The 12471-nt window shown below is 56.6% G+C and carries 11 protein-coding genes; 9 read left to right on the top strand and 2 right to left on the bottom strand.

The window, feature by feature from the left end; translation table 11 throughout:
* Positions 1–429 precede the first annotated feature (429 nt).
* The 5 genes from ACFOW6_RS09650 to ACFOW6_RS09670 all read left to right on the top strand — a co-directional run bounded on the left by ACFOW6_RS09650 (position 430) and on the right by ACFOW6_RS09670 (position 5756).
* Positions 430–1188 (top strand): class I SAM-dependent methyltransferase, encoded by a 759-nt coding sequence (locus tag ACFOW6_RS09650; RefSeq protein WP_382422152.1) that lies wholly within the window; start codon positions 430–432, stop codon positions 1186–1188.
* Between the two features lie 57 nt (positions 1189–1245).
* Positions 1246–2454, top strand: coding sequence for a hypothetical protein (locus ACFOW6_RS09655; RefSeq protein ID WP_382422153.1), 1209 nt, complete (start codon positions 1246–1248; stop codon positions 2452–2454).
* A 51-nt stretch (positions 2455–2505) separates the two neighbouring features.
* On the top strand, positions 2506–4122 hold the full coding sequence (locus ACFOW6_RS09660; RefSeq protein WP_382422154.1) for an aldolase catalytic domain-containing protein: 1617 nt from the start codon (positions 2506–2508) through the stop codon (positions 4120–4122).
* A gap of 217 nt (positions 4123–4339) precedes the next feature.
* Positions 4340–5080 (top strand): 3-deoxy-manno-octulosonate cytidylyltransferase, encoded by a 741-nt coding sequence (locus ACFOW6_RS09665; RefSeq protein ID WP_382422155.1) that lies wholly within the window; start codon positions 4340–4342, stop codon positions 5078–5080.
* A gap of 16 nt (positions 5081–5096) precedes the next feature.
* Entirely contained in the window at positions 5097–5756 is a 660-nt protein-coding gene (locus ACFOW6_RS09670; RefSeq protein WP_382422156.1) for an HAD family hydrolase, read from the top strand.
* Between the two features lie 9 nt (positions 5757–5765).
* Here the strand turns inward: ACFOW6_RS09670 and ACFOW6_RS09675 are convergent, their stop codons facing one another.
* A complete protein-coding gene (locus tag ACFOW6_RS09675) occupies positions 5766–6491 on the bottom strand; it encodes a sulfotransferase family 2 domain-containing protein (protein ID WP_382422157.1) in 726 nt (241 codons plus the stop codon).
* A gap of 150 nt (positions 6492–6641) precedes the next feature.
* Between ACFOW6_RS09675 and ACFOW6_RS09680 the strand changes: the two genes are divergently transcribed.
* The 3 genes from ACFOW6_RS09680 to ACFOW6_RS09690 all read left to right on the top strand — a co-directional run bounded on the left by ACFOW6_RS09680 (position 6642) and on the right by ACFOW6_RS09690 (position 9943).
* On the top strand, positions 6642–7676 hold the full coding sequence (locus ACFOW6_RS09680; protein ID WP_382422355.1) for a glycosyltransferase family 2 protein: 1035 nt from the start codon (positions 6642–6644) through the stop codon (positions 7674–7676).
* A 142-nt stretch (positions 7677–7818) separates the two neighbouring features.
* The gene (locus ACFOW6_RS09685; RefSeq protein ID WP_382422158.1) at positions 7819–9051 is read left to right on the top strand and encodes a methyltransferase domain-containing protein; all 1233 of its coding nucleotides are present in this window, start codon (positions 7819–7821) and stop codon (positions 9049–9051) included.
* A 13-nt stretch (positions 9052–9064) separates the two neighbouring features.
* Positions 9065–9943: a glycerophosphodiester phosphodiesterase gene (locus tag ACFOW6_RS09690; RefSeq protein WP_382422159.1), complete on the top strand. Its 879-nt coding sequence runs from the start codon at positions 9065–9067 to the stop codon at positions 9941–9943.
* A gap of 80 nt (positions 9944–10023) precedes the next feature.
* Here ACFOW6_RS09690 and ACFOW6_RS09695 read toward each other — a convergent pair whose 3' ends face one another.
* A complete protein-coding gene (locus tag ACFOW6_RS09695; RefSeq protein ID WP_382422160.1) occupies positions 10024–11760 on the bottom strand; it encodes a peptidase domain-containing ABC transporter in 1737 nt (578 codons plus the stop codon).
* Between the two features lie 291 nt (positions 11761–12051).
* Between ACFOW6_RS09695 and ACFOW6_RS09700 the strand changes: the two genes are divergently transcribed.
* Positions 12052–12360 carry a GIY-YIG nuclease family protein gene (locus ACFOW6_RS09700; protein ID WP_382422161.1) on the top strand — a complete coding sequence of 103 codons (309 nt, stop codon included), beginning with the start codon at positions 12052–12054 and terminating at the stop codon, positions 12358–12360.
* Positions 12361–12471: the final 111 nt, after the last annotated feature.

A 12471-nucleotide genomic window follows, 5' to 3' on the forward strand; every position in this document is an offset into this window, starting at 1 on the left:
CAGCGTCCGCAGGACGCCCTTGAAGCGCGCTGGCACGAACGGTCGGGCCGGGGTGAATATTGTCATCCCTTGGCGTCATGCTGAGGTGCATTGACGCCAGTCAATGCCTCGAAGCAGCCTGGCACTGGCGCCACCAGCAGTCTCCCAGGCCCGTCGCAGTCATTGCCACACAATAAACTTATTGCGTGGCAAGGTGTGTGTCTCATGGCCGAGGAAATCCGGCGTCTTCCGCCTGGGTAGTGTTCTGGTCGGCATGCACGCGTATCGCAGTGTCCCTGAGCTCGAAGCAGGTTACGTCACGCATCAAACCTGCGGAAAGGCTTGATTGTGACGAGCCATCCGCTATGAGAGGATGCGTGGATCACGCGCAATTCCCCGGCTCTTGGCGTCCACGCCAGAGCATGCACCATTCTGACCAGTGAAGAGCCCATGACTGACACCACTGCTGCCTCTCTCGAAGACATTGCCGCCCGAATTCCCTCCATGGGCGGGCATATCATCGGCGATCGTCTTAGGCGTTCGGCTGCCCAGGTCGAAGCGGGGCGGAACATCGTCGAAATCGGCAGCTGGCTGGGGTCGGGAACCGCCTATCTCGCCCTGGGCGTCCGGGACTCGGGAAAAGACACCCCGCTTCATGTCTATGACGAATGGCGCTGTCGTTCGACGCATATGGAAAAGGCCCGTGCCTGGGGCGTGGAATTCGACGAGAATCAGGATACCCTGCCCTGGGTGAAAGAGGCGCTGTCGCCCTTTGGCGTGCCCATTCATTTCCACCAGGGCGATATTGAGAAGGTTCGCTGGAACGAAGGTCAGATCGGGCTTTTCGTCCTTGATGCCGCCAAGGAGGGCGAGCCGTTTCTCTATACAATGCAGACCTTCGGACCCTCCATGATTCCGGGAGAAACCGTCCTCTACATGACGGATTTCCACTATTACAAGCACAAGCCGGACGGCAAGTTCACGGATCAGCGGGACTTCTTTGCGGAGAACGCGGACCATTTCGAACCCGTCGAGTATGAAATGGAAGATCACATCTGCGCCATCTTCCGTTACACAAAGCCCCTGGATTTCGATGCCGCGGCCGCAGCCTTCAGGGCCCAGGGACGCGCCTCGTTTGAACGTATTGCCAGGCAGCGCGCACGTCAGAAAAGCCTCATGAAGAAAATCAAGCACCTGTTCCGGCGCTAGCGGTGGAGCCAGACGCACGCCAGCTTGCAGTCGTGCGGGATAAGGACAAGCACAGACATGGACAGCTCGCTTCTGGCGGTTCTGCGCTATCTGGGACGAAATTATCCACCTGAGTATGACCACGCGGCCTTGCGCGGCTTCCCCCTTCTATGGGCTGTGCTCACGGACCTGATCGCCATCTCCTGCACGCCGATGCGGTTCATCCGCGACCATGATCCGGACGCCATCCTGTTCGCCAGCGATTCGCACAAGACCCGGGAAATCCGGACCTTCATCACAGGGATACTCGGGTCGGCGCGATTCGATACGATCTCCTATGACAAGCGTACGCCGCTTTTGTCCTTTCTATTCGGACAGCTTTTCCTCAAGCGGCGCCTGGGGAAAGTCCTGCGGAACTACAGCTGGATCCGCAGGCGATATACTGCGCGGATCGGCCGGGACTTCCTGAAATTCTTCCTGTACGAGGCCGTCGCGGAGCGCCGCTTCGCGGAACGTCCGCCCGCGGCGATGGCCATCGTGTCCGACCTGGGCGCGCGGCGAATCGCCTTTGCCCGGGCTGCCCGGAAATTCGGTGCGCCGGTGATCTATTACCAGTACTGGCAGCATCACAGTTTCCGTCCCCCCTTCCCGGTGGATTATGCCATCTGCATCAACAACCTCCTGGCGGACAGGTTAAAGGCCAGTTATGGCTCCATAATCGTGAACCGTCATGTCTATGGCGGGAAGGCCGAAGACCTCAGCTTCAGGACAGTGCCGGACAGCCCGGTCATCGGAATCACCACCAATGTCTATCCCGACAGCGAAGGGCTCAATCGCCTGCTGGCCGGCGTGCAGAGGGTGTTGCGCCCCGCGCGTGTGCTCTACAAGCCGCATCCCCGTAACACGGACAGCGAAATCCAGGACATCCAGTGCGAAATCTTCGACAGGACGGCTGGCATAGAAGAGTTCGCGCAGAGGATCGACCTCTGCATCAGTGGCAATACGACCGCGATCCTCAAGGTCCTGTTGGAAGGAACACCCTGCCTGTACCTCTTCGGGCTGGATGCGTACAGTTACGATCGATATGGATATGTCGGAGAACAGGCCGTTATTGGTGGCGAGTCCCTTGAGCAGTTCACGCTGAAGGACATCAACACCTTCTATAGTAAATCCGGCAGCCTGGAGCAGGTCCAGGCCTATATGGAACGCAACATGATCATCGACGGGGACAAGGACGAGACGCCGCGCTTCATCGATGACATGCAGACGCGTTTGGGCAGCCGTTGAAGTCCATCGCGGCTTTGGTTAGACCTTTCCTGTGTTCTAGGGGTGAATGACGTGCACACCGACCTGACGCTTCTCGACTGCACCCTGCGCGACGGCGGGTATTACAACGACTGGGACTTCGACGCCGACCTGGTCGCGGATTACTTGTCGGCCATGGCGCGCTGCGGCGTGGACGTGGTGGAGATCGGCTTCCGCTTCACGCCCAAGGCCCGCTTCCTGGGGCCTTTCGCCTACACCACCGACACCTTCCTGGACAGCCTGGAGCTGCCCGGCAATCTGACCTATGGCGTCATGATCAACGCCGGCGACTACCTGAAGGAGGATCCGGAACCGGCGCAGCTGATCCGCCGTCACTTCGCGCCCGCCGCGGACTCGCCTGTCGACCTGGTGCGCATCGCCGCCCACGTGGGCCAGGTCGAGGCCTGCGGCCCGCTGGTGGCGGAGCTGTCCAACCTGGGCTATCGCATCGGGCTCAACATCATGCAGGCCAACAGCTGCACACCCGAGCGGTTGGGCGAGCTGGCCCGTGCCGCCGTCGGTTTCGGCGGGATCGAGGCGCTCTATTTTGCCGATTCCCTGGGCAACATGGACGCCGCGGCGGTGCAGGGGACCGTGGCCGCCCTGCGCCGGGCCTGGAATGGGCCCGTGGGTTTCCACGGCCATGACAACATGGGCTATGGCGTGTCGAACAGCCTGGCCGCCCTCAGCGCCGGCGCCGGCTGGATCGACGCCACGGTGCGCGGCATGGGCCGCGGCGCCGGCAACACCCAGATGGAGTACCTGGCCGCCGAGCTGCAGCAGCGCAACCTGAAAGACGTGCGACCGGCGCCGCTCTACGACTTCGCCAACAACGGCATCGCCGCGCTGCACGCGCACTACGGCTGGGGCAAGAACCTGTTCTATTACCTGGCCGGCCTGCACGAGGTGCACCCGACCTATGTCCAGGACATGCTGACCGACGAGCGCTTCGACGCCAACGACATCATCGCCCTGATCGAGGTGCTGGGCCGCTCTGGCGGCCGGGCCTACAGCCCCTCGGGCGTGGACAACGCCCTGTTGGGCCAGTTCGCCCAGGCCGAAGGCAGCTGGTCGGCCGAGGGCGCCTTCGCCGGCCAGCAGGTCCTGCTGGTCGCGGCCGGCCCCTCGGCCGAGCGGCACTGGCCGGCCCTGGCGCGCTTCATCGAGCGCGAACGCCCCCATGTGGTGGCGCTCAACCCGCTGCCCTTCGTGCCGGCCGACCTGGTCGACACTGTGGCCTGTTGCCATCCCGGCCGCATGCTGCAGCTGCTGGGCAGTACCGACGGCTGGCGCGACAAGCCGCTGCTGACCCCGAAGGACAGCCTGCCCGGCGACCTGCGCCGCCAGCTCGAGGGGCGCGACGTGCTGGACTACGGCATGGCCGTGCAGCGGCAGGAACTGGAGGTGACATCCAGCGGCTGTGTCGTGCCGGCGCCCCTGGTGGCCGCCTATGCCATGGCCGCGGCGGCTGCCGGCGGCGCACGCGAAATCCTGGTGGCCGGCTTCGACGGCTATGACGGGGCCAACGACAAGTTCCGCGCCATGAACGGCTTCCTGGAGGATTTCCAGGCGCAGCATCCCGACCTGCCCGTCGTCTCGCTGACGCCCACACGCTATAACCTGACCGCCACCTCCGTTTATGCTATGTGAGGGGCTTGGATTGCGGAGGGACGAAGAGTAACAAGACTGGCGTCATCCTGAGGTGCGGAGCGCGCCAGCGCGGAGCCTCGAAGGAGACTGGCACCGGCGGAAGGACCGGGCTTAGCAACCTTCACTGTCCGTGCCGGGCTGCTTCGAGGGGCTGCTGCGCAGCCCGCCTCAGCATGACGCCGGTTAGGAACAACGACCAACCGGAAGGAACCCACCCGTGCCAAACGCAGCCATCGTCATCCCGGCCCGCTACAAGTCCTCGCGCTATCCCGGTAAGCCGCTGGTGGAGATCGAGGGCCGGCCGATGATCCTGCATGTGTGGGAGCGCTGCTGCCAGGCCACCAGTCCGGAGCAGGTCTTCATCGCCACCGATGACGACCGCATCGCCGAGGCAGGCCGCGCCGGTGGGGCGCAGGTGGTCATGACGCCGGACGACTGCCTGACCGGCACGGACCGGGTCCACCAGGCGGCCCGACAGATCGAGGCCGAGACCTTCATCAACGTCCAGGGGGACGAACCGCTGATCCGGCCCGAGGATATCCGCGCCGTGCTGGCCCGGGCCGAGGCCGAGCCTGAGCGGATCTTCAACGCCATGTGCGCCATCGCCGACGAGCGCGAGTACCGCAGCCCCACCGTGCCCAAGCTGGTGACGCGCCTGGACGGCCGCCTGCTCTACATGTCGCGGGGGCCGATCCCGGCGCGCAAGGACGGCGTCTTCGACTGGTCGCACAAGCAGGTCTGCATCTATGCCTTCCCGCGCGCCGCCCTGGCGGCCTTCGCCGGGCGCGGCGGCAAGACCCCGCACGAACAGGTGGAGGACATCGAGATCCTGCGCTTCCTGGAAATGGGCTATGAGGTGCAGATGGTCGAGGTCACCACCAGCTCCGTCGCCGTGGACACGCCCGAGGACCTGGTGCGGGTGCGCGAGATCTTCCGCGAACGGGCGGCCGCCAAGTAATGCAGGCCAGTCCCTGATGCAGCCGGCACGTTACCGCGTTGCGGTCTTCGACTGCGACGGCGTGATCCTGGCCTCCAACCGCCTGAAGTCCGAGGCCTTCGCCCAGGCGCTGGAGGGCGAGGATCCGGCCCTGGTGGCCGAGTTCGTCGCCTGGCACAAGGCCAACGGCGGCATCGCGCGCCAGGTGAAGTTCGATCACTTCTTTCGCATCATGAAAGGCATGAGCGCACCGGAGGAGCCGGTGAAGCAGGCCGTGGAGCGCTATGGCGAGATCGTGCGCCAGGGCCTGAGGGACTGTGCCTTGATCCCGGGTGTGGAAGAGCTGCTGGCCGCGCTCCAGGCGCGGGGCATTGCCTGTTACGTCAACTCCGGCGGCAGCGAGACGGAACTGCGCGATATCTTCGCGGAACGCGGCCTGGCGCAGTGGTTCCAGGGCATCTATGGCTCGCCCAATGACAAGTTCCGGAATATGCAGCGCGCCGGTTTGGGCGACTTGAAACCCGGTGAAGGTCTGCTGTTCGGAGATTCCCGTGTGGATCGGGAGGTCGCGCGTCACTACGGCTTTGATTTCGTCTATGTCGCCCATGAGTCTGAATGGCGGCCGGAGGTCGAAGATATCCTGACTTCAGATTCACTGGCAGTACAGAATCTGCACCTGCTCGCTCGGACATTCTAGCTACGGGCGCTAGAACTCTTTTGCGTAGCCTAGGTCACTGAAGTCTTGGGCATAGATTTCCTCCACGATATGTCGACATTCGTTGTCGTAGTAAGCTTGGAGTTTCTCAGTGGCGTTGGTCTGCTCGCCCTTTCGCTCGATATTCAGGTTTGCGCTCGTCGAAATGCGTCGGACAATATTGTCGAGATCCTTTTCTAAATATTCGACTTTGCCAATATAGTCGATCCGGTCACTAACGCTCAGTATCCTGCTCTGACGCATCCAATGAGGGTTCTCTTGTTCTCCTCCATCGGCAAGATAGCGGCAAAAGCCTGAGAATGAGAGCTGCCCTTCATCATATCGAGAGACTTGTTCAGAGTATTTCGCGAATTCCGCCATGTTTCTGTCGGCTAACTTGTTGAGATAAGCAGAAAGAATACGGGAATAGGGGTTTCGAACAATTGTAAATATAAATAGTCTATTAGACAGAAAGAGAGATTGCCAAAAGGTGAAATCACTAAAATGAAGATATTCTTTTTTTATTGTACCTATGTGGTCCGATGTAATTCGTGTATCGGGAAAATTATGCTGTAATGTACGGATTATAGTGCTGTTAGCTGCCTTGGGAATGCGTATGTAAGTATATCCCCATTCTGGAGAAACAGCTGTACGAAGATCAATTGCCTTCAGATGCTTCTGCCAGGTTCTGGGGCGTATGATGTAATAAGGTTGGAATTTATATTTATACGATTTCATTTATTAGCTTCTCAACTCACATACAACAGACCTTCATACCGGGCTAAGCTATAACCGGTAGGGGGGCAAGCTGCATTGGCCATCTCCATCAGTTTGGCTAACTGACGTAACTCCAATGCTTCATCCAAATACGACTGGAATCGTTGATTGATGATTGCGCTTGTGCGCAAACGAGGCAAGGGTCATCTCCTCAAGCATCTTGGCTCTGAGCCGAACGGACCTCTATTCCTGTTTGCAATGCAGCTCGGCTCTTGTTTTTCATTACAAGGCCAAGGTATGACGCATGCAGAAAATGAAAGAATCAGCACTCTTAATGACATTTTATCCATGGGAAGAAGGTGGTTTGTGACAGACATATCAGTAGTTATCCCGACCTGTGATCGGCCGTTGCTGCTGGAACGCGCGCTTGCCTCCGTCATGAGCCAGAGCCGCCAGGCCTATGAGATCTTGGTCGTGGACAATGGTCGGACCCCCTTGGATATGAGCCAGCTGCCAAACTCGGTGCACCTCCTGTCATTGCCGCCAAGAGTGGGTGTCAGTCGAGCACGTAATGCCGGTGCAGAGAACGCGTCGGGAGACTATATTGCCTTCCTTGATGACGATGATACTTGGGCACCTGATTATCTGGAGACAATGGCTCACGCCATAGAAAGCTCCTCTAGTCCGCCCGACATGCTGATAGGCCGAATTGATCAGTTTGTCGAGGGCGAGCGGCAAGTACTTCATTCCCTTGAGTATCTGGATCATGCAATCTCCATGATCTTCACAGAGAATCACGGGTTCGGTGGACCGAATACCGTGGTACGGAAAGTCGCCTTTCGGGAGGTTGGAGGTTATGATCCCGCATTGCTGACGGCAGAGGACCGTGCGCTTGCCGTGGACTTTCTGTTACACGGTAAATATCTGGCCGCTGTTCCTCAGGCCATCGTTTTTCGGTATGCCGGACGAGAAGATCATCTTGACTCTCACGAGAATAATATTCTGGGGCGCCGCGCCTTTTACGAAAAGTATCGTTCCGTAATGGGGCCGCGCGAACGTCTGATATACCATGCGAAATACATGGGACGTATGGCGCGGACCAATAAGCAAAGCAGTTGGCTGTTTCGAAAGAGCCAAAGAAAGGTCAGTTGGTTGGTAATGCGGCTGGCGTATTGCTTCCCTTCGTCATCGCCCAAGAAGGAATGATGACTGTCAATCGCTTGTTTGTGACTGCTTATTATTTGTAGCTATTGGTTTACTTCATCTTATGTTGTCAATCAAAAGCCAAACTTCTTAGGCTCTATTAAATTCTTTGGATATTTCCGTAAGATGTATAGGTTCTTAGAAAATGATGAAAACTTTAAAGGGAAAGGTTATTTCAGGAAGAGGACGAGCATGCTCAGTAATTGAAGAAAATAGTAAAGAACTCAAAGATATAACATCCCAGAAAATCTACCCTGGCTCTCTAAATGTGGTTCTTAATAAACCCGTTCAACTCAACAATACACGCGCCTTACGTTTTGACCGCGACAAGAGATTGCTTTGGCCGGCAACAGTGGATAATAAACCTGTGTGGTTGTATAGGTGGTCACGCACTCCTCTCCATCTCGTGGAAATTATCTCCAGGGAACGTTTGAGAGACACGCTCAACCTCCAAGATAATACATCTCTTTCGATATCTATCGATGAGCAAGATATTGCCCGTGTCTCTTGGATAGGGGCATTCATCTTTTATGCTGTATGGCTTGGGCGGAAAAACTGGGCTTATACAAATGATCAATACTATCATAAGACAAAGGATCTTTGCATGTTACTAGGAGCAACACAAAGAGGTTTCAGAATGAAGTATATAAAAAGATATATAAAAAGAAAAGTTAGAAAAAATAATAAATCAAATAAAAACAAATATTATTTCAGTAGAATTAATACAGATGATATTTTAGATATAAATAAAAAAGAAATAGCGAGTATAAATAATATACTTAATTACACAAAAACAAGCGGATCAGCGTATTCTGCAAGAATCCATCCAGCAGGATATCACACCCTCAATATTTTAGGGGAAAAAATTCAGGGTCAGCGTAATCCCAGTCTTCGCCTTCAAGATGTTCCTTTTGTCTTCGAGGGTAAGACAGTATTGGATATTGGAACGAATCAGGGGGGCATGCTTTTCGCGTTGGCTGATCAGTTAAAATGGGGGGTGGGGATCGACTATGACCCCTATATGATTAATGCTGCCAATAAAATCAGGAATGTGCATGAATTTCACCACCTTGAATTTTATGTTCTGAACGTTGACAAGGATCCATTGGATTTGGTCAAGGATTTCTGCCCTCAAGGAAAACCTGATATCATTTTCTTGCTTTCTGTATGTATGTGGTTGGATAATTGGAAAGAACTTATTCAACATTGTGCCGCGATCTCGGATAATATGCTCTTTGAGTCGAACGGAAAGCCCCAACAGCAAAATGAACAGGAGGAAGAAATAAGGAAGAATTATAATAATGTTACCTTAGTATCTACTGAATCTAAAGATGATCAGAGACAAAAAAATAGAAAACTTTATTTGTGTAGAAGATAAGTGTACATAATTTATGACTAAAAAGAAATATATAGGGAAGGTTTTAGACCCTTTTATATCTCCGATTGCAAAAATATTTCTTTCTAGAAAGCGATCGGGGCCTCGCCCTCTTGTTATTGCTCATCGGGGCCTCCCTCTTGAGTTCCCAGAAAACACACTTCCCAGTTTAATGAGTGCGCTGAGAGAAGGAGCGGATGGCGTAGAGTTTGATCTCCTGTTCAGTAAAGATAATCATCCTTACGTTTGTCACGACTCGGATATGACGGCTCATACCTCTAATGGCCGTGAAGTAGTAAATATATTGGAAATGCAATCGCAAGAGATCGATGCCCTGAAAATTTATGGCGATTACCAAATTTCCTCATTGGGAAGCACCTTAGCCGAATTAGGGACTGCAAATCCCAAACGTCTTTATATCCATTATAAAGTAGAGAATGAGGTTGGGAGCGAAATAAACCATATTAAGGCCGTCGAACGGGCTATCCGCCAAGCAGGCTTGGAAGAGATAGCTGTGGTGATGGTTGAATCTGGAAGAATTGAACCTTGGATTAGCCAAGCCCCAAGAGTCCAGATTTTGCAATGCTGGGTTGGTCTCCCTGGAGAAGAAGGCCGGTATGCGATCGATGACTCACGTCAGTTTAATCTGAACCATTTTGGTTTTTACGCAAAAAAACCTCGAGGTCGGGGGGCAAGGGAATTAAATAATTTAGGATTCAAAAGATTAGCATTGTATTATGGAAGTTATGAATATTATAGATACTTATCATCCATAAATGGAAAGAGTGTTATATTTACTGTAAATGATCCAGAATGGATGGATCTATGCATTAATGCTGGGTTTACGGAAATTGGAACGGACAATCCGAAACTACTTATATCTAAATCCCAATAATATTATTCTGTTCTTACAAGTATAAAAATACTTTTTTATTAAAATAATTATACATGTATTAATTAATAGACACATCTTTTTTAGGTCCCCTGCTCCCCTATAGCCTTTCTCTCTTTCCCTTCATTGTCCTTTACCGACCGTCCTTTTTCCAGCTTATGCACCACATCCGCCACCTCCATCCAGCTTGGCCGATGGGAGATGGCAATGATGGTAATGTCCTGGCTCAATCTCTTCATCATCCGACAAATGCTCTCCTCCGTCACCGCATCCAGTGCGCTGGTAACCTCGTCCAGGATCAGCAGTTTGGGCTGGTGGACCAGGGCGCGGGCGATGGAGATGCGCTGGCGCTGGCCGCCGGAGAAGCGGGCGCCGCGTTCGCCCACCTGGGTGTGAATGCCCTCGGGTAGACCGGCGACAAAGTCCCAGGCGCCGGCGGCCTTCAGGGCCTCGATCGCCATCTCCTCGGTCAAATGCGGGTTCAACAGGGTGATGTTGGCCAGGATGCTCTCGGTGAACAGCATCAGGTCCTGGGGCACATAGCCGATCATCCGGCGCCAGGCGACCAGGTCGAGCTCGTTAAGCGGCGTGCCGTCCACCAGGATGCGCCCGCTGGCCGGTTGCTGGAAGCCCAGCAGCAGGTCGGTCACCGTGGACTTGCCGGCGCCCGAGGGGCCGGTCAGCACGGAGAGCTTTCGTGCCGGGAACTCCAGGGTCAGGTCGTGCAGCACCGGCCCGTCCTGGTCGGCATAGGCGAAGGAGACGTTCTCGAAGCGCGCGCCCTGGTCCAGGCTGGGCTGCTTGCTGCCGCCCCGGTCCTCGGCCTGGGCGGCGGCTTCGTCCACCATGTCGTAGAGGATGTCGTAGGAGCCTTCCATCACCGCAGCCTGCTGGTACTGCTGCTGCAGCTTGTTGATGGTCTTCACCGTGCGCTGCAGGATCACGCCCATGACCAGCAGCTGGGCGATGGGCATCTGGAAGATCTCGATCAGCACATAGAAGCCGCCGGCCAGGAAGATGACCAGCAGGGGCTCCTGGGCATTGGTCAGCTTTTCCTTGCTGATCACCTTCTGGCGCATGGTCTTGCGCATGCGCGAGATGTTGCTGGTGATCAGGCCTACATAGTCGGCCTGCCGCTCCATGGCCTTCAGCGACTTGATGCCCAGGAAGGCATCGGAGAGCAGGGACGACAGCTCGTTGGTCTGGCCCGCGTCTTTCTTGCCAGCCTTGCGCGCCTGTTTCACGAAGCGGCTGAGCGACACGGTGATCAGCAGGCCGATGGCCATCGCCACCAGTGACAGCTGCCAGGAGACGAAGAAGCCGACGACGATATAGACCGTGGCCTCCAGACCGTTCGACAGCATGGTGGCCGACAGCTTGAAGGCCTGGCCGGCGCGCACGGACATGCCGTTCACGGTCTGGGCCATGCGTCCCAGCGACTGCCGCGACAGGTAGGCCCAGCGCGCGTTCAACAGGTGGGTGAGCAGGCGCCGGCGCATGTAGGTGGAGATGTCCGCCACGGTATAGCCGACATAGCGCATGGCCAGCAGATTGATGGCCGACTTGGCACCGATGCCGCCGACGACGATCAGCAGCAGGACCTCCAGATTGGGCTCGATGCCCAGCGTGCGCACGCCGTCCAGGATATAGGTCGCGGCGGCCGAGGGCTCCTGGTTCGCCGACTCGCTGACCACGGCGATCAGCGGCACCAGCCCGGCGATGCCGATGCCCTGGACGATGTTGCCCAGCAACAGGCAGGCCAGCACCTTCCACTTGCCGGCGCCCTCGGCGGCGAAGAACATGCGAAGAACCTTGTTCATGGAGCGCTGGGTATAGGAAACGCGCGCGCGAGGCAATGGCGTTTGATGGCGGTGGGGCGGCTGTTTGCCATAAAGTCTTGACGTCATCCTGAGGCGCCCTGCCGCCAGGCAGGGCCTCGAAGGGTCTGGCCACGGGGCCAGGCGGCGCCGTTGGCATTTTCCCCGGCCCCACCGCCTGTGCCGGCATGGTTCGAGGGCCCCTGGCGGGGCCACCTCACCATGACGCCAGTTTGTGAGTTGAAATTAGAAATGGCGTCATCCTGAGGCTGCGCGCAGCGCACTCGAAGGAGCATGCCACGGGGCGTGGGGGTGCTTGCGGCCTTCGAGGAGCCCGCTATACTTGCCAAAATGGAGGAGATACACGTCTACATGCTGCGCTGCGCCGACGGCAGCTACTACGTCGGCTTGAGCACGCGGCCGCTGGAACAGCGGGTGGCCCAGCACAATGCTGGTGTCTACGACGGCTATACCGTCCGGCGCCGGCCCGTGTTCCTGGTCTGGTGCCAGGCCTTTGCCCAAATGGACGAGGCCATCGCCACCGAACGCCGCTTGAAAGGCTGGAGCCGCGCGAAGAAGGAGGCCTTGATCGCCGAAGACTGACCCACCCTCCAGGCCCGCGCCCGCCGCCGAGGCGGACGGCCTGAACCAAGGGACGAGGGCGGCTAGCGAGTTGACCCGCCTGTGCCGAGATGGTTCGAGGGCCCCTTGCGG

Source organism: Fodinicurvata halophila (genome assembly GCF_042651425.1).
Taxonomy (GTDB): domain Bacteria; phylum Pseudomonadota; class Alphaproteobacteria; order Kiloniellales; family DSM-21159; genus Fodinicurvata; species Fodinicurvata halophila.